Annotated in this window: 13 protein-coding genes and 2 pseudogenes; 3 read left to right on the top strand and 12 right to left on the bottom strand. The window is 35.9% G+C overall.

Annotated elements, in window-relative coordinates; translation table 11 throughout:
- Positions 1-2 precede the first annotated feature (2 nt).
- Positions 3-335, top strand: coding sequence for a hypothetical protein (locus tag BVU_RS18790; RefSeq protein ID WP_012055873.1), 333 nt, complete (start codon positions 3-5; stop codon positions 333-335).
- 74 nt (positions 336-409) lie between these two features.
- Here the strand turns inward: BVU_RS18790 and BVU_RS18785 are convergent, their stop codons facing one another.
- Genes BVU_RS18785 through BVU_RS18750 form a run of 8 tightly spaced genes read right to left on the bottom strand, consistent with a single transcriptional unit; the run spans position 410 to position 13,850 of the window.
- Positions 410-1,024: a hypothetical protein gene (locus BVU_RS18785; RefSeq protein ID WP_012055872.1), complete on the bottom strand. Its 615-nt coding sequence runs from the start codon at positions 1,022-1,024 to the stop codon at positions 410-412.
- Position 1,025: 1 nt separating this feature from the next.
- Entirely contained in the window at positions 1,026-2,510 is a 1,485-nt protein-coding gene (locus BVU_RS18780; protein WP_012055871.1) for a PglZ domain-containing protein, read from the bottom strand.
- Complete coding sequence (locus tag BVU_RS18775) at positions 2,503-5,268, bottom strand: DEAD/DEAH box helicase (protein ID WP_012055870.1); 2,766 nt, start codon at positions 5,266-5,268, stop codon at positions 2,503-2,505. The genes BVU_RS18780 and BVU_RS18775 overlap by 8 nt, the downstream gene beginning before the upstream one ends.
- A complete protein-coding gene (locus BVU_RS18770; protein ID WP_012055869.1) occupies positions 5,265-6,842 on the bottom strand; it encodes an RNA-binding domain-containing protein in 1,578 nt (525 codons plus the stop codon). Before BVU_RS18770 ends, BVU_RS18775 begins: the two co-directional genes overlap by 4 nt.
- A 21-nt stretch (positions 6,843-6,863) precedes the next feature.
- The gene (locus BVU_RS18765) at positions 6,864-9,509 is read right to left on the bottom strand and encodes a DNA methyltransferase (RefSeq protein WP_012055868.1); all 2,646 of its coding nucleotides are present in this window, start codon (positions 9,507-9,509) and stop codon (positions 6,864-6,866) included.
- Between the two features lie 14 nt (positions 9,510-9,523).
- Entirely contained in the window at positions 9,524-13,192 is a 3,669-nt protein-coding gene (locus tag BVU_RS18760; RefSeq protein WP_012055867.1) for a DUF6079 family protein, read from the bottom strand.
- Entirely contained in the window at positions 13,182-13,616 is a 435-nt protein-coding gene (locus BVU_RS18755) for a hypothetical protein (RefSeq protein ID WP_105093529.1), read from the bottom strand. The genes BVU_RS18760 and BVU_RS18755 overlap by 11 nt, the downstream gene beginning before the upstream one ends.
- A 30-nt stretch (positions 13,617-13,646) precedes the next feature.
- Positions 13,647-13,850: a helix-turn-helix transcriptional regulator gene (locus BVU_RS18750; protein WP_012055866.1), complete on the bottom strand. Its 204-nt coding sequence runs from the start codon at positions 13,848-13,850 to the stop codon at positions 13,647-13,649.
- A 191-nt stretch (positions 13,851-14,041) separates the two neighbouring features.
- On the opposite strand from BVU_RS18750, the gene BVU_RS18745 reads away from it, so the two are divergent.
- Complete coding sequence (locus tag BVU_RS18745) at positions 14,042-14,896, top strand: restriction endonuclease (RefSeq protein WP_012055865.1); 855 nt, start codon at positions 14,042-14,044, stop codon at positions 14,894-14,896.
- Positions 14,897-15,029: 133 nt separating this feature from the next.
- Here BVU_RS18745 and BVU_RS18740 read toward each other — a convergent pair.
- The 4 genes and pseudogenes from BVU_RS18740 to BVU_RS21940 form a co-directional block, all read right to left on the bottom strand.
- Positions 15,030-16,254: pseudogene (locus BVU_RS18740) on the bottom strand (primase-helicase family protein).
- Positions 16,239-16,613, bottom strand: a complete 375-nt coding sequence (locus tag BVU_RS18735; RefSeq protein WP_012055862.1) for a helix-turn-helix domain-containing protein — start codon at positions 16,611-16,613, stop codon at positions 16,239-16,241. Before BVU_RS18735 ends, BVU_RS18740 begins: the two are co-directional and overlap by 16 nt.
- 91 nt (positions 16,614-16,704) lie before the next feature.
- Positions 16,705-17,328: a mobilization protein gene (locus BVU_RS18730; RefSeq protein WP_237470439.1), complete on the bottom strand. Its 624-nt coding sequence runs from the start codon at positions 17,326-17,328 to the stop codon at positions 16,705-16,707.
- Positions 17,329-17,789: 461 nt separating this feature from the next.
- Positions 17,790-17,954, bottom strand: a pseudogene (locus tag BVU_RS21940) (tyrosine-type recombinase/integrase); the annotation flags it as partial.
- A 290-nt stretch (positions 17,955-18,244) separates the two neighbouring features.
- On the opposite strand from BVU_RS21940, the gene BVU_RS18725 reads away from it, so the two are divergent.
- A complete protein-coding gene (locus BVU_RS18725; RefSeq protein ID WP_012055860.1) occupies positions 18,245-19,483 on the top strand; it encodes a site-specific integrase in 1,239 nt (412 codons plus the stop codon).
- Positions 19,484-19,485: the final 2 nt, after the last annotated feature.

Here is a 19,485-nt window from a genome sequence, read left to right as displayed (position 1 = left end):
TTATGGGAAAATTTTACAAAGAATTTGCTTTAAAGAAAGTCCTTGAGTGTGAAGGTCTAGAGTTTTTGAAAAATGTCAAAGTAGGAACAGAAGTTTACTTAAAGAATGATTTAGATAACAAAAAATTCAAAGGTTTAACTAATCAAGTTGGTATTACAAAAGAAGAAGGGAAAGGTAATGTGATTGGTGTAATTCCCGAAGAAGAGGGACGGCTAATTAAAGATATTCTTGATATGGGATGGAATAAATTATTTAAAGCAGTAATTAGCCAAAACGATAGTACAAAACCGTTGGAGAATCGTTTTAAAGTAGCTGTCTATATAAAACAAAAATAGTAATTAACTTTTGTTTATAATTTATGAAGGTGTAAATCAACTACACCTTCATAAATTATAAAAGACACACTGGTCTATAGAATAAACTCAAAATAAGGATGTTCCAAAGAGTCAATATCCTCTTCTTGTATTAAATTATTATGAACCAAAAATGATTTAATATATAGTTTACGGGCAAATGTAGAAACGCCTTCGTAATACACTTTTGTATAAATGCCTGTTTTAGGACGGTTTATCAGACCGGCTTCAATGTACATTGGCATTATACAATATAGAGCATTGGGCAAAGAACGATTACTAGCGTATATTGAAGACATTTTATTTAGTATGAGCTGTGTTGATACTTCATCCTGAACATGGAAGAATTTTCCAAGGACAACCATTGCATCATATCCAAAACTATATGCGGCATTAATTAAAGATGTAAAGATAATTGCTCTATCACTTTTATGCTTCATTGCTACATAATACTCATTCTTGTGTTCTTCAATAAAAGGGAATAAAGGATTACGTATAGATAATCTACCTATGATACTGCGTGCTTTATTTATTCTGTTGCTCCCTTCATATTCTCCTGAAGCCAAATCTGCTGCAAATTCAGATGAATAACACCCTTCTAAGGCTGCTTTCATAGCCATCTCAATTACATTTATACTTATTCGCTGATTGATTCCAACAGTTTTTCCCATATTATTTCTTTTTAATTGTGATGAAAGGTATTACTACTTCAAGAAAGTGAGATCCTCCATGAGTTATACATTCATTATTATTAAAACTATACAGATTTCTCCATACAGCACTATTATTAGTCCATTTCTCCGTACTGAGAAGTTGATTTTCAATATCATTATTGGATGATATAAATCTGTCAAGATATTCTTTTTTTGAATAAATCAAGTGGCGTTTGCCCCTGCTCTCTTTTTCAAAAAGAAAAGTTTTTTCTTGTGAAGTCAGATTTCTCCATGGGGAAGTATATACATTACCATGATCTGTAGTTATATATATATGATACCCATTTTCGTGTAATTCTTTTATATCTTTAGCTGTATCGTGTGCCCAATTTTCAGTAAGAAGATACAGCTCTTTATTACTGGATGAAGAATGCATTTTTTCATCAAGATCTGTATCTACTAACGCAATTCTACGATACTGCATGTTATCCAGACACAAACTGCCGTGAATATATCCTACTTCATAAGTTTGCAATCGTTTCGCAGCTTTTTGTTTTGAAGAAGTCCAGAAATCAATCCATAAACTGCTTTCAGACTTTGGCGACTGATTATATTCAATAACAGGAGATTCACCTCTGAATATAGCCTGTCTTGATAATTTTGTAATGGATGGAATCCATGAAAGGATTTGATTATCATCAGTTCCTATTTCTAGAAAACTTAGTTCTCTCTTCAGCAAAAGATATTGCCAATAACTCATTCCATCTATGACTACAAGTGCAACTTTATCTGTTCTGGAGTGCTGATGTAATATATTAGGCAATATTTTATGTACCATTTTAGGCCTTTGAATGGCTGAAGAGTTAATCATTGAAGCATATTTACTGTCAATGAACTTTTGAAAATCTTCATTAATGGTTTCTAGAACAGAAACAATATTGTCGTATAAATTGTTCTTGATTGCGGAAAGTAACAAGTAAGATATTTTTTCTATTGTTTCAACCTTTTCCCATTTTAATGGAATTCTAGTCAACTCTTTTTTAAGTGTTTCTTCATCTGTACCATATATGCTATCGGTTTCTTCCAATAATTTAATGGTTTCCTGTGCTGTAAGTGTATTGGTAAACTTCTTTTTGTATATATAAGATGCAATATTGAATGTAAGGTTTTTTGCCTTGAGTAGTACTATCTCATTACATGCAGGAAGTAATTTAGATATCTTAAAAGTTGGTGCTACATAAATATGCATCATAATATCAGGTAGAATACTTTCCACATCGTCATAAATGTAACATACCTTGTTTCCGGAGTTTTTATCACTTAGTTCAAAACGTACTCTTAGTTCAATAGAAGACTCAATAGGGAGTAGGAGCAAACCTGACTCTTTGAGTATTTTCTCTTGTGTATCAGGTCTGCTTAAGAAACCATCCGGATTGTTAACGACACTAATCAGATGTGTTTCGGATGTGATGCTATCTATTATTCTTTGTATAAAACTATCCATTTACTCTAACTGTCAAAATCATTGTTACATCTGGGATAATACTTTTTGATTTTTCGAATGCGGCTTGCCAATTCTTTCTTTCTTCTTTTAGCCTTTTCAGTTTTGAATTTCTTATATTGCTAATACCAATTTTGCTAATTCTTTGTTCAGAATAATCTATTGCTCTAACCTTCTTTTCAAATATGCTTTTAAGATTATTTTCTATTTCACATTCCATCCTGTGAAACACTGCATGTAGATTATTCTGTAGAATGGAATTATTGTCAAAATCCAAATTATAAGGCATTTCACCACAATATTCAAATGCATCTTTGGTTTGTACAAGTCTGTTCCAAACATCATTGCCGTATGGAGCGTAAACTTTACCATTATCTGCCACAAATTGAGCACTGTAGGTTGTTTTAGTTTCATAATTGTTCTTGGCAGATATTTTCCAAACAGTGAGGAAACCATTAATGTCATTTCCATCGTGTGATGTGATAACCGGAATTTTCTTTTGGCTATTCCCGTCAATACCATCGAGCAAACGCTTAATATATGGATGCTGCAAGGTTAAATGTTCACATTCAGGATTAAACCCTATTGATGAAGAATCAAAACATGCGTTTATCTTCTGTCCGTTTATTTCATATTCAGTTACACCTGTAAGTAACTTGTTTATTTTTCCGTTTTCACTTATGGCATAAAGGTTCAGCAGCTCTTCAAGCCAAACTGGAAGAGGGCTGTATTTTACTTCTCCTGCACTTTCTTTCACAATATCTTGTTCAGAGAAAGCTGGCAGCAAACCTTCTGTGGCCTTATAATCGTGTAATTTTTGCCGTATCTCATATAACCAACTCTCACTTGCAAATTCAAATCTTTTAGGGTCGAGTAATGATTGAAGGTAGAGATGATTTACATCTTTCATGTTTATTGTAGAATCCAGTACATCTCCACTTTTATCAATTCCCAGTTCATTCAGTATGGCATCAAGTTTTTCTACAATAATCTCATAAACTCGGGTATCTACAGAGTTGTTTGTCAACATATTATATGCAATGACAGGATGCTTTTGTCCAATACGGTCCACACGTCCTATCCTCTGTTCTATAGCCATAGGATTCCACGGCAAATCATAGTTGAACACGATATTACAAAACTGCATGTTCAGAGATTCGCCTGCAGCATCTGTTGCAATCATGACCTGAGCATTGTTTTTAAATTTTATTAATGCTTTCTGTCGCTCTTGCAAGTCCATGTTGCCATTTATGCCAACTGTGGTAAATCCAGCCTTTTCCAGTTGTTCATTAAGATAGGCTTGTGTTTTTCTGAATTCTGTGAATACTAGAATCTTAAGCTTTGAATCATTATATTTGTCTTGCAGAGAATAGATGTTCTGAATCAATGCTGTAGTTTTTGCATCCTGTTCGTATGCAATACAGTTTTGAGCTTCGGCAATAAGTTCTGCTAAAGCAGTTTCTTCATTAATATAGTTTGCATTCGGATATTCCACAGAATAATCTTCAGTGTTCAAATCCTCAAAATCTACCGTTTCTTCTTCATCATAATTACTGATGTCATCTACACAGCCGTTCTGCAAACGCCATAATCTGGTCTGCATGGCAGACAGTATGGCAGCGGTACTACTACTGGCCAGTTTTTGCATCATGACCATTACAAGACCAGTTGCATTTCTGTTGCCGTGCTTAGCTTTTCCAAAACAATAGCGTACGTATTCAGTTACATGCTTATAAAGAGCTATTTGTAATCTATGTTGGTCATTATCAAGATTTACATTGATTCTTACTGTATTTCTGGGTTGGAATAACTTTTTGCCATCATAGTCTACGGCATTACGTTTTTCAGAACGCATTATGTATGGCTCAATTTCTTGAATACTTGGCGTGCCCTCCCCTGTAAAAGCATCCGAATCAATTAATTGAAGTACTCTTCTGAAATGATCACTTTTTCCGCGATGTGGGGTTGCTGAAAGTAATAGGACATTTGGAACAGAGTTACATAAGGTTTCTGCCATTTGATATCTTGACACTAATGCAGTAGAACCACCCATACGATGGGCTTCATCCAAGATAAGCATATCAAAATCTGCATTTACCACAGCCTCAAGACGGTACTTGTTGTATTCATCTATTTTATCCTGAGTCCATCCCTGTCTTGCTATCAATGGCTTTAGGGCATCTGTAGAGACGATAATCTGATTATGCTGCTTCCAAAAGTTTAACTCTTCTTCGGCTTCAAAACTTGCGAATGTACGAGCCATACCGGAAATGAATTCACTGTCATATATGTAGAAGCTTTCATTGAAATGCTCCTTGAGCTCTTGTTGCCATTGAAGCATTGCCGACTTGGGAACAACAAGCAAGATTCGTTTCAGCTCACCTCTTAATTTCTTTTCTTTTATGATAAGACCTGCTTCAATAGTCTTTCCCATACCTACCTCATCAGCCAGAAGAAATCTTGTCTGTATGCCTTGCATTACCTTTTCCAGTACTAAAATCTGATGAGGAAGTGGTATCAGACTACTTTCGTATGGAGCAAGTAATCTTTTTTGTGCCATTTCCTCTTTTATTCGTGCAGCTATGGCTACATAACGAACGTATGACATACCGATTTTCTTATCATCAGTTATATCATCTTCAAGGTCAGAACGCAAAACTTGTACAAAGGTGTTGTCCTCAAGAATATGAATCCATACTGTATCCTTTCCAAATAAAGTCTTGCTGCCTATTATTTCAACACTCTTGCCATTGTATTTCATTGTTTCTTTCTGTACTTTTGATTTGGACTGGTTGATGCATCAGGGTATTGTTTCTCCAATAGGCCAAGCTTCAGCATCTCTGGTATAATCCTTCCTCTTAAATATTGACGGCTTTTACCTGTTTTTTCTGATATTTCATCTATTGTAATCCAATCTTCACATATTTCAAGAACCCTATTTATTAGTGTCTCTTTAGTTAGACGTTGACCGTGTTCATTAGAACTTGTATCATTAGCATCATAGCTTGTATCATTAGCATCATAGCTTGTATCATTAGCATCATAGCTTGTATTATTAGCATCATAGCTTGTATCATTAGCATCATTAAGATAAAGATATAATGATACAGTATCAGGTTGAACATGTTCTACAAGAGCAGGGATATGCCATTTGTTATCAATAGCTCCTTTTACTATATAATCAGCACCACTGCCAGCTTTTTCTCCATAACCTAATTGAATAAAGAACTTCTGAATAATGGGATTACGGCAAACACTCTGACTTCCTACATAAAAGTCATCTACAGAAATAAGCATTCTTCCCGGATTCCTGAATGTTATTTTGTCCTTCTCTCTAACAATAAGAATGTTACCTTGTTCTGCATAATTGCAATGGACTATACAATTTACCAAAGCTTCTCTAATTGCAATATGTGCAGATGTCTCTTCTGTTCTTTCTATACCGTTTAATAAAAATGGAGCAGGTAGTGTTTGTGATAACTTGTTATATACCTTGAAGAAAAATTGATAGAGGTTAGCATTCCAGGAACCGTCTGCATATATTCTGTCCGACCATCTTTCATTGGTGTTATTACTTAGTTTTTCCTGATAATCTACGAAGTACCATGGACAGCAAACCTGGTCTGTAATGCTTTCTGTTTTACCGAACATCAGAATGCCGGCGCGAGTGAATCCCTCCTGACCGTTTTCTCTATCCACACGATATGCTCCGATTTTGCATAAGAAATTAAAATCGTCCAATTCGTTCCACGGATGATTGTCTTTGCGGAGCATAAACCGTTGGCGATACCCTTTTAATGTAGCGACATCAATATCATTCATCGAATAGTTCGGTAATATCTGATTGTCAAAAGGTAAAGTTGCATGGTGAGCATCGGCAAACATCTGACGAATTTCAGAATCAGTACAGTGGTAATCTCCTTCATGGTTTCTCTTAAAAGTATTTCCAAAAGGATTTCTTGTAAGATATACCGGTCGGATGTCATACGATGCTCTTGGTATTCTGAATAGAAGAACAAAATTTCCATCGATGTCTGTTTCATACACATCACGTTCGGCAAGCATTGTTGCGCTTACTTTTTCTTTGTTGTGCGCACAGTCCCAGAAACGTTTCTTATATGTATCAATTTGCTGCTTGTTAAGACCGTCGGGCATGAATATCCCATTCTTTTCCTTTATACCTAATACGATGATTCCACCGTTTGTATTGGCAAATGCAGAAAATGTTTCCCAGAAGCTTTCCGGCAATCCTCCTTTTGCTGATTTGAATTCAACCTCCGAGTTTTCGGAACCACTGATCAATTCCTTTATATGTCTTTTTATGTCAGATGTCATTTTTGCTTTGATTATTATATTTTATACCCTTGATGAAGCAATGTCATAGTACTGCAACAGAACTTCGTCTTCCTGTAGAAGTGATTCCAGAATATGGTCACCTACGGTTACTATAGCCTGATAGTTCTTCTGCTTGTAGCATTCTTTGAAACCATAGCGCAATACTTCCAGACGGGTATCTTTCATTCTCTTTGCTTTCGGTTTTTGGGCTTGTTCCAGATACATGTTGAATTCCTTCATCATTCTGCGATTTCGGATTATTTCAAGGTCGGCAGCCTTTTCAGGGTCCGGATTACGCCAATTACCTTCTTCATCTTTGATGAAATTTTCTTCAAGGATTGACATTAGTTCCGGAAGAACGTCTCCTTTTTTAGGAGGAAGCATATTCTTCATCCATTCTGGCTGTAAGTCTGAATATGTCTGCGAGTTTTGAAGCTCTCTTTTCAACCATTCTATACCTTCAGCTTCACTGCTGATGAATAGTGCCATAGGTACAAAACCAGAACATTTTTCTTTCTTTTGTTCATATTCAATTGCTTGTGATGCCGTGAAGAACATACCGTCTCTTTCTATAAATCGTTCTTTAAGCTGCTTTTGAAACTCTTGGGCATCCATAGGGATGGCATAGCCTTTTTGTACATAGTAGGATATCAGTCTGTCGAATAATATCTTAGGGCTACGTTCAATTACAGCTGTTGTAGATTCTCCTTTGCTTAAATGTACAGGTAGATGTACAAGCAGTTCTTCGATAAAGTCCATTGCTGTTTTGGCCTTATCTTCAGATTTTTCAAATTTCTCTATTATGGCATCAGAAGGTTTATAGCAAGTAATTACTAAGTCTTGCTTTACTGCAGTAGTGGTAGTTACAGCATTAAATGAACCTTGTTTTTTGTCTATTGCAGCGACATTTACGACTACAAATCCTACACTTTGCAATGCATTTTGAATGCTATTCCATACAGATGCGCTAGTATTGCTAAATTCTATGGTAATCCATTTACCAGGTTTTAGAACACGATAGAACTCTTTGAATGATTTGTACATAAGTGATTGATAATCAAATAAAGATTTCTTTTGTTCTTTGTTTATGATTGCTTCTTCTTTGTTATTGGTTGTTACTTTTAGCCATCCTTCCCATATTGAATTTAATTCAGAATACATAATATTAGCTCCGAAAGGTGGATCTATAAAAATATAGTCTACAGATGAATTTGGTAGATTATATAATGATGTCGCAGAATTAACACTAATGGCAGAATTTCCTCTAGTTTCATAGAAACATCTGTTGAAATCTGTTATTTTTGATTTTAGCAGTTTAATAGGATTTTGTTCAATATTTAATGATGGGATAAAAAAAGTTCCATTTAATATACCTCCTTTTCGATCTAACCGAAATTTATACATTGAGGAACTATTTTGAATTATTGATGTTAACCAACTCTGAAGATATATATCTTTTCCTGATAAGTCCGAAACTCTATTGTTTAATATAAAATTACGCAAATGAAAGAAATGGTGTAAATATTCTATGTGATTAGAACTTTTTATTGCTTTTGTTTTTTCTCCAAATGGAAGTTTGTTAGTGTATAAATTAAGATTTAATTTATATAAATTCGTATTTTCAATAAGATTCTTATCTTTAGCATCTATATTTTTTTCTCCTCTTTTGCCAGATAAAGTATAATTAACCCTTACTGGAACTTTTTTATTCAATGTAACTGTTTTATTCAATAACGAATCAAATGAAGTTTCCCATGCTTTTTCCATATTCTTCTTGGAACAAGTATTACCACAATGTGGACATGGAAAAGAATCTTTCATTATTTCTTTATCTAAATCAACAGCTTCGTCCCATAAAACAATCTCATTTCCGCAAGATGGGCAAACAAAAACATCACTCCATATTGTATAATTAATTTTGGCTTTTTTACCATCTACCTCAGTTTCATACATCCATCCAAGTTCTTTTTCTACTTGTTCTAGAATTCTTAATGCTTTTCTTTCAAAAGCTTTGGGGTCGAATTTTAGATTATATGTAGCTGCTATTAAAGAGGCAATAGGAGATAGGTCAGAACAGATACTATGTCTGACTCCAATTTCAGCTTTCTCTCCTTTTTTTAATAAAGCCTTTACATCATTCTCTGAGCCACATAACTGTGCTGCAACACCGGTCATTCCAGTGCCACAAAAACCATCGAATACAATATCGCCAGGTTGCGTGTAATGTAATATATAACGCATTATTGCAGGATGTGGTACCTTTGTATGGTAGGCATGAGCCATATAAATCGGGTTGTTTTTCCCTTCACTGACGTCAGCTGCGTATGGCGTTTTTACCTCAAAATTTGCTTTACGTTTCCCTTCTTTTTCCAATTCAACTTTTTCCTTTTCCCATTCTTCGATAAAATCATTTAGCCAAGGATTGGGGCAAGCCGTATAATAAGGAGGATCGGAGAGATTGATTATATCATCATCCTCTCCAATTGGGAAACCTTCGATTTGTTTCAACTCTGGCAGTTTTTTACGAAGCTCTGCACGAAAATACTCACGACGGGCATCTTCGCTTGGGAATTCCATTCCTAAACAAACAACTTTATCTGGTACAATCTTTGTTTCTTCAAATTCATCATCAAGAAACAATCTAGGGCTTATATCTTTTGAACTCATTTAAATCTGTTTATTTATTTTACGATTATTCGAATATCCTCCGGCTTATGTCCTCTGCTATGATTATCAATATATGCTGCCAAGGCATCAAGAGCCTGCTGTTTAGTCATAGGACGGGAGAATATTTTAAGCATCTCGTTATGATTGATTTCTACCTTTGTAAAACTCCTCTGGAGCTTGTTGATAATATCAATCAATATGCGTGCATATTGCGGATTCAGAGTAATATTTCCGTCAATAAACTGTTGTATGGTAGATCTCTCTTCCTGAGTAAGCATTTCCTTATTTCTCAGAATGGTAGGGTCTTCCAACGCATCATGAAAGCCTTGCTCATATTCTGCATAGATTTCTTTCAATTCATCTTTTAAGTCTTCCAGTTCCGGCAATTCATCTTTTTGCATGGATGGATTAAAGCCATCTACAGATGTAGGTACAGAAAGAATCGCATTCTTGTTGACTGAAGAATTTACTACTTTCAATAGATTCATCTTCCTCAACCAGTTGTCATATCTTGAAGGATTGATAAATGAAGCATTCTTTATGATGTCACACAATTGTTTCTCGGTGCTTAGCATTACCGCACTTTTCTTTCCATGATCTATTTCGCTTATATGAGCTTTCAGATAAGCTTCCATATACCATGTCGCATACCTGTCTTTGAGTGCTTCCAGTTTCAGTTTGTAAGCATCTCTTGCCTGTTTTCCCTTGTTTATTACTTCTTTGATTCCGTCAATGGAAGAGATTATTTCTGTTTTCAAATCATTATCATTTACATTTGATAGAGCAATGCGCAGATATGAAACCAAATCTCTGAATCCATCCAGTTCCTTCATCAAGTCTAAAGTTTCAAACACTTTGCTGCGAGTTTCGGTCATGGCCGTTTTTACAACGTCTATCGGCCAATCGATGTTACGCATCTTGGCTTTGGTGTTGTAGCGCTGCATGTGATTGCAAATACCTTTCAGACGAACCAATTCTACATCAAAATTGCGGGCATCATCTTCTGAAATGATTTCTATATCGTTAAGAAAATAATATCCTCCTTGAATTTTATGCTGAAGTGTCACTATAATATTCTCCAACTCTGAAGCTTTGGCCAGTAAATCAGCAAAGATACTGCTATTGGGATTATCAAGCTCGTTTGTACGGTCCACACCCAGTAAGCCTAAACATATTTCCCTTACAAGAGGGATGTTTATTCCCTTAGGTGGACATACATTGGAGAATGTATAGCAATCCTGTGGATTGAGTTTACTTATATCTGATATATTGCCGGCATTAATTCGGCTTCCTCCCTGCAATACTATCTCAATTTCGCCAAGTGCTGCCATAGTAGCAAGCACAAGCATCTCAAGGTCAGCTTCGATATGATAATCAATCGAGATATATTCATGCGTGTCAGCATAGAAAACTTCCAGAATTTCATCCCGATTCAAAACTTGTCCTCCTTTGGCTTCAAGCTTGTTTTTTATACTTCGGGCATATTCTGAATGTTCGGAACTAAGCCTTCCGTTTTCCCATAATCCAAGTCCCATCAAGATAGCTTCACCATTCCTGTTTATCGTGGTTGGTGATGCAATTTTAGCACGGGCCGAACGTAAGAGGTTTTCTCTGTTTTCATTGGTTAGAGGTTGCTGCAAAGCTGAGAACTTAGGATAATGAGGATTTTCTAGCTCAAATTGTTTTTCCATGATATACGACGTGACGGCACTTACTGCATCGATTTTGGAATCAGCTTGTGCGCCAGGCATACCTTGCATAGGATGCTTGTCGCCTATATATTCTACCATGATTTTAGCCAGGAACTCGTTGTTGAACATATTTCTGGCTTCCTTGTAATATTTCTCCCGCAACTGTTTGTAACGAGGCTTTTCATCTGTGCTTGCACTACCTTCTTGCGAGAGGGCAGAACCATATAACACAATCTTTTGTTTCAGCTCTTCGCTTAAATCATTCATCAGAAAATAAACACTATCCTTTTCAGCAGGTCTTGAAGAATTGCTCGTGTCAAAAATCGGCATGAAGAATATATAGAAATGTTGTTGTGGCTGAGTGGTAGAACGTTCATTGGGATTACCCATAAAAATATACCCTGTCCTACTACATTTATGTGATTGCCACTCTATATGATGTTCCCATATTCTGAAGTTTCTGCGATATGTTTCACCTTCAACCGGAAGAACTTCTGAAAGGAACATGTAGAAATATTCATCTTTCTGGCCATCACCCATTTGGGCTGCATAGTCTTTGACTTTCTGTTCGTAGTTTACACCACCTTCTATACGAATATGATATTCGTTGTTTTCTCCTTTAACAAAATACTGTCCGATAGTTGCCGAAACGATAGAATCAAGTACACGTGTGAATGCCAAGTCTACAAGTTCGTCAAAATTTTCGCATGTAATATCTACATGGCATAAATCATTTGCCAATGTCTCGGCAGAAACCCCGTTGGGATGGCTTAAATCTGCCTGTAACATTTTTATGGCTGCTGCTGAAACAATTCTGTGAGCCAATACCTTCTTTGGGGCAAGTCCTTTGGTGAAGTTTTCTTCTATCTTTTGATCAATCAGTGCTGTGATAGAACTTACTTTGCTTACGTCGGGGTCGGCATTCAAATCTACATTTCCTAGCATATCCTGCCAATAGGAATCATAACAAATGAGACCTGGTTTATCTGTCGGAACCTCGTCGTTTATGATAGTACTGAACTTTTTTGAAAGGGTTTTCAGGACTTCGCGCTGACTTTTACCTATTCGAATGAGTGAGAAATTTTCAAAATATGACGGATGGACAGGGAATAGGTTTACGTATGTTTCCAGATTGTTGTTCATGTGTGGAAACATAGTAGTGAACTGGGAAAGATGTTTACGTATCTGTGCTTTCTGGTGTTCGTTTTTCTGCAACAGTCGTTGCTGCACAATGAATTGTACATCTTCCTTCTGAATAGTCAAATCGACATATCTTTCATTTACATGTCCCAGCATATCTTTGGCAAACTGGAATTCAGGAGAACGGTAAATCAGTTCCTGTACACCGAAAACCATACGGAAATGGGTACGGTCGCTCATCTGTCCAAGAGCTTGTAACACTTGAAGATCTCTGTTTAATTTAGCAGGTTCGCTTCTTCCTTTCAGGTATGCCAGCATCTCATCTACCACCAGCATAAAGCCTTTGTCTGGATAGACTTCCTCAAAGGCTGCCAGCATTAACTCTAGTTTCTCAGAATAGGTGCGGGGAGTGTCATCATCCGATATGCGATAATCTACGCCCCATTCTTCTAATGCAGCATCGATTTTGAATGTTATTACTTCCCATAATTCCTGGTTATTGCCTAATTCAAAACGATACACCTTATACTTTCCGGCAATTGTCTTTAACCACTCTTTTGCTTTTTCGCTTTGAACCAGGTCAAGATAGTCTGCATTTTCGGCTATAATGGAAAACAAAGACATTAAATGAGATTTACCGGTACCATAATTACCTACAATCTGAATTCCTTTAGTTTCTGTTGTTGAGTTCAGATCCAATTTACCACAAATCTGTGGAATAATATAATTTTCAAATGTCTGAGAACAAACAAAGTTCTTTACCAGTTTCTCACGATAATCTTCGTTATCAAGTTGTCCGAACTTGATAATTTCGTCAATAGGATCGAATTGTATAAGGTCGCTATATTTCATTGTAAATTGTTTTATTCGAAATTTCAGTTAGGTTTATTGAGTATGAGCTTTTAAAATCTCCTGCCAAATAAAAGATATTGTTTATAGCAGTCCCTTCATTTGAATCTATTATAAGGATAAAGGATTTTGCCCAGGAATCTATTTTTGCTCTTAAATTGAATTTCAAAGCTGGTTCAAAAAGAATCCCAATATTTTTAATAGCAATGTATTTACCGATATCTTTATCGTTTACAATATTGCTACTGATTATTTTCTCAAGAGCATCGCCTGCAATTAATGACAATCTTTTGTTGTCTATATTAGATTCTATTGCTTTGGATAATTCTTGTCCAATATCAATATATGGTACTATTATGGAAGAAAAAGGCATAAATAATAATTTATATCTGGAATCCTTATTTATGTATTTAGTCAAGTTTATCATATTGGAGTCTTTTCTGAACTTATTACTTAATCACTTTGAAGAATTAAGAAGCTCTTTAATATCTACATCTAAGACTTCTGCAATTTGTAATAGAGTTTCCAAACCGGGCTGTGATGTATTAGTACACCATTTGGAAACCGTAGCAGGGTCTTTCCCTAATTGTTGGGCTAACCATTTATTGGTTCGTTTTCTTTCCACAAGAACAACTTTTATTCGGTTTATATCTTTTTCCATAAGGATGTTATTACTCATATGTGCAAAGATAATAAAACAGTTTAAAGATTGGAACCATAAACTAAAAGTATTTGCAATGAAAATTGCGAATTACTTCAATATTGTTCTATAAATAATATATATTTGTATATGCTTCCGACGAGGATATGAAAGAAAATGTCGGTGTGTTAGTAAATTTTAAATTGAAAATTATGAATGAAGGTGCTGAATATGAAAAATTTACCCAGGAAATTTATAATGAAATATTGAAAAATCAATCTGTAAAAAATATAGATGTAAAGCATAATGTAAAATTGGTAGGAAAGTCAGGCCAGAGGCATCAAATAGATGTGTACTGGGAGTATCAATATGATAATACTACATTTAAGATTGCAATAGAATGTAAGAATTATAACCATACAGTATCTATTGGTAAAGTGAGAGACTTTTTTGGTGTCCTTTATGACTTGGAAGAAGTAAAAGGCATTATGGTTACCAAGAAGGGTTATCAAGAGGGGGCAAAGAAGTTTGGTGAGCATTACGGAATTGATTTAATGGAATTAAGAGAACCAGAAGAAGGAGGGGCTATTGTTGCTGAAACCACATTAACTATTGACTGTTCTGTTAGACATAGACTTTTTCTTATTGATGAAGATTGGGCTAAAGAGCATGATTTAAATATCCAATCATATAAGCAACGATTAGATTGGCTCTGTTCCCCCGTTTGTGGTAAATGGATTAATGCTACCCATATCCCTTTAACTACTAAGGAGGATAAGATTAGGAATTCTGAAGGTAAGGTTATTGCAGATATACGAAAATTGGAAGATGGATTGCCGAAAAAATCCAAGCAAGATGATGGTTATGTTTATCCTCTTGAGGATGCTTATGTAAAAACAGAATGGGGAGATATTAAGATTAAAGAAGTGAAATTTGAGTACGAAAATCATACAGAAATAAAACAATTTAAAATTGATGCACAAAATATAACAAAGGCAATACTAAAAAATGCGATTAATAAAGAAGTCCTGTTCGTAGGAAAAACTATTAAGGATTTATTTAAATAATAGGGAAGAAAAAAGGCCCAATGCCTCAAATAAAGAAGCATTGAGTCTTTCTCCGGAATTATGATGAAAATTTGATGAATTATAAATCATTCATTCCCTATTGTTTAACAACAATATTCATCATTTCATCAAATCATCGGAACTTTCTAAGAAATTCTTTTGTAATGGTATAGTAGCGGCCGGTTTTCTTCTCTTCTCGATACGGAGGGCCTGGAGGGTAGTTCTTTATGAAGGTTGAATAAGCAAGAGAATTGTCAGTAGGTGTAAGTCTCCAGTTCCTTTTTAAAATGTTTCGAATCTGATAGGTTTCAACCTTGATATTACTAAGCATTAATAACTGCTGAATGTCATTAATACAGAAAGTCAATTTATCCTGGCTCATGGTATCCATGATATTTATGCAGATTTCAGCGAGATCTATTTCTGTATGATTCCTGCTACAATTGATAATCCTGTCGAGAGCTGGCGTATGTATCTGTTGCGGACTGAACCACATTCTGCTTTCTTTGTCCGTAGTGAGTTGACGGTGTTGAAGAAAGTAAAGGAATGCTGGGATTTCCGTGATTAGTTTTTGAAGAAAACTCGTATCGTCATTTTTGAGAGGATTAATTTTTCGCACCCAATAACGTGTTTCTCCCGGTTCTATAAGAACAGGGGTATCTTCATTATTGGAACCACATGATGAATTTACCAAAAAATTGCACTTCACAGCGGTCTTTACCCTTTGCTTCAATCTTGTATACACTTGCTGTACTTAGATTCTTTAATCGTTCAGAATCCTCTCTGCGGTTAAGCAACACTTCGTCAACTCCAATAAGTAATTTGCCGGCCCAATCAGCATTGAACTGGCTACGAAAGTCTTCGTTAGTGTTAAATGTGACATTATCCTGAAAGATTGCTTTCAGAAAATTCAGGAAAGTACTTTTACCGGTGTTTCTTTCTTGAGAGACCAAAAGTAGAATTGGTAGTTTCTGTACAGGATTGAGATAAAGAAGCTGAAAGTAATCCATACCTAACTCATAATGTTCTCCGAAAATATGATGAATAAGTTCTTGTATATGAGGAAACTTCCCTTTTTGAGGGATATGGGTAATCGGCTCATACAGATTAAGGAACGAGCCAATATTCCTCTTATAATCTACGTGACTTGGAACAGTGCAAAAACCATCGTATTTAGGAACACTTGCTATGAAGTCTTTCCCATGATCATAACGTAAAGTCCCCATACTCCAAGGAACTCTACGCTTGGCAAATGTGCCATTAATAAGAGGCTGAAAAACTATTTTATAGAGTGTGGTACCAACTCTTACGTATTCATCTGTCATTTCAATTTTTCCCATATCTAAAATTCCTCCCATCCTGATTTTGGTTTATGTTTTACTCCTTTTTGTATCTCTTTGTATAGGCTCTCTTTGTCAATCGGTTTTTTCCTGCTTTTTTCCATCCACTCCATAAGTTCGGTACGTTTGAATTTAAGCATTTTCCCAGGTTGATAATAGGGGATTTTATTTGCCTGAACAAGAGCATAAACCGTTGGCTTAGCAAGGCTGAGTATCTCACAAGCCTCGTTAATACCAATCATTTCTTCCTTTGCTGCTGTCTGTCTCTTTAATAACTGCTTCATCTCATTAATAGAAATCGTCAGTTCTTCCACCTTCTCCAATAGAAAAGCTGTGGCTTGAGGTAATTCCTCGAAATTTAATTTCATCTTCATCATTTTAAATTGATTTTCAGCAAAGAAAGATGGTGTATTATTGGTTAACTGGTGGATTATAAGTTAACCAATGGATAGTAATGTTTTTTCTATATTAATCTTTTGAAAAGGGAAGAGACTGTGCAACGAGCGGTGTTCCGATAGGAATAATTTTTATAGTAAACCGGCCTTCATTACAGGTGAGTTTGCTTGAAATGGTCAGTATCTCAGTATCTTCAAGCATGAGCTGAAAACTTTTTTTGATGAAATGTGCTATTTGCATGTTTGAGCATCCTAACCGTTTCCCGATATTTCTAGCTAAATGGTATAAATCTTTTGATGTAACTCCATTCAAACGACGTAATACAGCTGTCTTTATTTCTGTTTTATTGTTTAAGGCCATAATATTTTCTTTCATGACACTCATTTCATTGCTTGTCAGTATATTTTTGAAAGTAGCTTCAAAATAAGACATGACTTCTTTTATTGTATCATCTTTTTCTTTTTTGATACGTTCTCTATCCAATCTTACTTCTTCCTCATGAGAGTACAATATAGAATTATCTGTCTTTTCTTTATCATCATCAATGGTTTTATGAAATAGTTTCATCGATAGTCTACCATTACTTTTCGTATTTCCCTGTATTTTGTTAATCCTTTTACTTCTTTGATCTTGTACTACATCAATAAGATTACATATTGTAGGTACAATATATTTACAGTAAGCTGTTTCAATCATAAATATGATTGTAATAAAAAGTAGGGTAGTGAAGAGTGAGTATAATACAAGGTCCAGACTATGTGGAGAGTTTCCTTTCAATATCAGATATCTGGGAATTGAGGTAATTGAACATATTGCAGTTACATATATTACAGCAAAATGGAATAAATTTAATCTTTTCATAATTAATGATTTTTTGTTATTGATTTTGATGCAAATATATTTTTGAAGTATCAGAAATTAAAGGAAATGATTACAAAATGTCTGGTTTTTAATATAATATAAGTATCATACTTCGTGAAATCGCCAATCATACTTATAAAAAAACGAACAAAGAAAATTTACATTTTTAACCGTATTTTGTATTGTTACATAAATGAAAAAGCCGTTGGAAAACTCCGATTTTCCCAACGGCTATACATATAAAAACTTTTGATCACTATTGCATGTTTATTTCAGATATGCAATTTTATTGCATATTACTTTAGTGATATCTTATCGACAGTTTCTCTTTTCTTTTCACTTACTAATTCAGCATAGATTTGTGTTGTTGCAACATTCTTATGAGTAAGCATTTTTGACACTGTGAAGATGTCTGTACCGGCTGCAATCTGTAGTGTAGCATATGTGTGCCTAAAGCAGTGCACAATTTAAGCAAAAGCAACGGAAAATGAAGATGAGAGAAATGAACTGCAAGTGGTTGAGAATGAGCAATATTTCATAATTCTGCCAATTGGCTGCAAAGCAAAGCCGAGCAGTCTATTGAGTTATTTCAGTTACCAAACCGTTAGCGGTCAGTTACCGAAACCAACACTGCTAACGAGGTGAAAAACAAATAGTTTGTCACCAGTGTTTGTTGCACTGTTCTGCACAACTTTCAATGACGGAGAATGCTTACTGATTGATTATTTTTGCAAACTAAAAAAGTAAGCAGATGAAAGTTGAAAAATTCAAGGTGCTGCTCTACCTTAAAAAGAGCGGATTGGACAAGAACGGTAAGGCTCCCATCATGGGACGCATCACCCTCAACCGAACAATGGCGCAGTTCGGTTGCAAGTTGTCATGTACGCCAAAGTTATGGAATCCACGTGAGAGCAGACTTGACGGCAAGAGCAAGGAGGCTGTGGAAGTGAACGCCAAGATTGACAAGCTGTTGCTGGCAATAAACTCAGCCTACGAGTCACTTGTGGAGCGCAAGACGGATTTTGACGCAAAGGCGATAAAGGATCTGTTTCAATGCAGTGCAGACACTCAGATGACCTTGTTGAAGCAGCTTGACGCCATCATTGCGGACATTGAGTCAAGAATCGGCATCGACTACAAGAAAGGCACGCTGCCAAACTACCAGTACACTCGCCTGACATTGGGATTGTTCGTCAAGAAGCGTTATGGAACTGACGATGTGGCATTCGGTGAGCTTGACGAGCAGTTTATCCGTGAGTACATGGACTTTTGCTTGGACGAGAGAGGTCTTGCACTTGATACAGTCCGCCACTATCTCGCCATCTTGAAGAAGACCTGCCGAATAGCTTTCAAGGCAGGACACTCCGAGCGTTATCATTTCATGCACTTCAAGCTACCTCAAAAGAAAGAGAATCCACCAAAGGCATTGACACGTGAGGACTTCCTGAAAATTCGTGACCTCGAAATACCAGAGCGAAGAAAATCGTTGGCTTTGACCCGTGACCTTTTTCTTTTCGCCTGCTATACAGGCACGGCTTATGCCGATACGGTTTCCATCACGGAAGAAAACCTCTTTCGTGATGAGGAGGGCAGCCTTTGGCTGAAATACCATAGAAAGAAGAACAAGATGCTTGCACGTGTGAAGTTACTGCCAGAGGCGCTTGCCATGTTGGAGAAATACAAAGACCCGACAAGACCTACTCTTTTACCGCCACAGGAATTTCGAGTGCTGAGAGGTAACATGAAAAGTCTCCGAGTACTATCTGGCATATCTGGCATAAGTATGGATTTGGTCTATCATGTTGGACGGCACAGTTTCGCATCGCTCGTTACGCTCGAAGAAGGTGTTCCGATAGAGACTATCAGCAGAATGCTTGGTCACAGCAACATTCAGACCACGCAAATCTATGCACGTGTCACCCCGAAAAAGCTATTTGAGGATATGGACAAGTTCATCGAAGCCAACAAAGACTTCAAGTTTGTCCTGTAATA

The organism is Phocaeicola vulgatus ATCC 8482 (assembly GCF_000012825.1).
Classification (GTDB): Bacteria; Bacteroidota; Bacteroidia; order Bacteroidales; family Bacteroidaceae; genus Phocaeicola; species Phocaeicola vulgatus.
This window is presented reverse-complemented; position numbering and strand designations above follow the sequence as displayed.

Excerpts from the sequence above, each read along its gene's own strand:
- BVU_RS18790 (WP_012055873.1), top strand. The coding sequence starts at position 3 with ATGGGAAAATTTTACAAAGAATTTGCTTTAAAGAAAGTCCTTGAGTGT.
- BVU_RS18785 (WP_012055872.1), bottom strand. The coding sequence starts at position 1,024 with ATGGGAAAAACTGTTGGAATCAATCAGCGAATAAGTATAAATGTAATT.
- BVU_RS18780 (WP_012055871.1), bottom strand. The coding sequence starts at position 2,510 with ATGGATAGTTTTATACAAAGAATAATAGATAGCATCACATCCGAAACA.
- BVU_RS18775 (WP_012055870.1), bottom strand. The coding sequence starts at position 5,268 with ATGAAATACAATGGCAAGAGTGTTGAAATAATAGGCAGCAAGACTTTA.
- BVU_RS18770 (WP_012055869.1), bottom strand. The coding sequence starts at position 6,842 with ATGACATCTGACATAAAAAGACATATAAAGGAATTGATCAGTGGTTCC.
- BVU_RS18765 (WP_012055868.1), bottom strand. The coding sequence starts at position 9,509 with ATGAGTTCAAAAGATATAAGCCCTAGATTGTTTCTTGATGATGAATTT.
- BVU_RS18760 (WP_012055867.1), bottom strand. The coding sequence starts at position 13,192 with ATGAAATATAGCGACCTTATACAATTCGATCCTATTGACGAAATTATC.
- BVU_RS18755 (WP_105093529.1), bottom strand. The coding sequence starts at position 13,616 with ATGATAAACTTGACTAAATACATAAATAAGGATTCCAGATATAAATTA.
- BVU_RS18750 (WP_012055866.1), bottom strand. The coding sequence starts at position 13,850 with ATGGAAAAAGATATAAACCGAATAAAAGTTGTTCTTGTGGAAAGAAAA.
- BVU_RS18745 (WP_012055865.1), top strand. The coding sequence starts at position 14,042 with ATGAATGAAGGTGCTGAATATGAAAAATTTACCCAGGAAATTTATAAT.
- BVU_RS18735 (WP_012055862.1), bottom strand. The coding sequence starts at position 16,613 with ATGATGAAGATGAAATTAAATTTCGAGGAATTACCTCAAGCCACAGCT.
- BVU_RS18730 (WP_237470439.1), bottom strand. The coding sequence starts at position 17,328 with ATGATTGAAACAGCTTACTGTAAATATATTGTACCTACAATATGTAAT.
- BVU_RS18725 (WP_012055860.1), top strand. The coding sequence starts at position 18,245 with ATGAAAGTTGAAAAATTCAAGGTGCTGCTCTACCTTAAAAAGAGCGGA.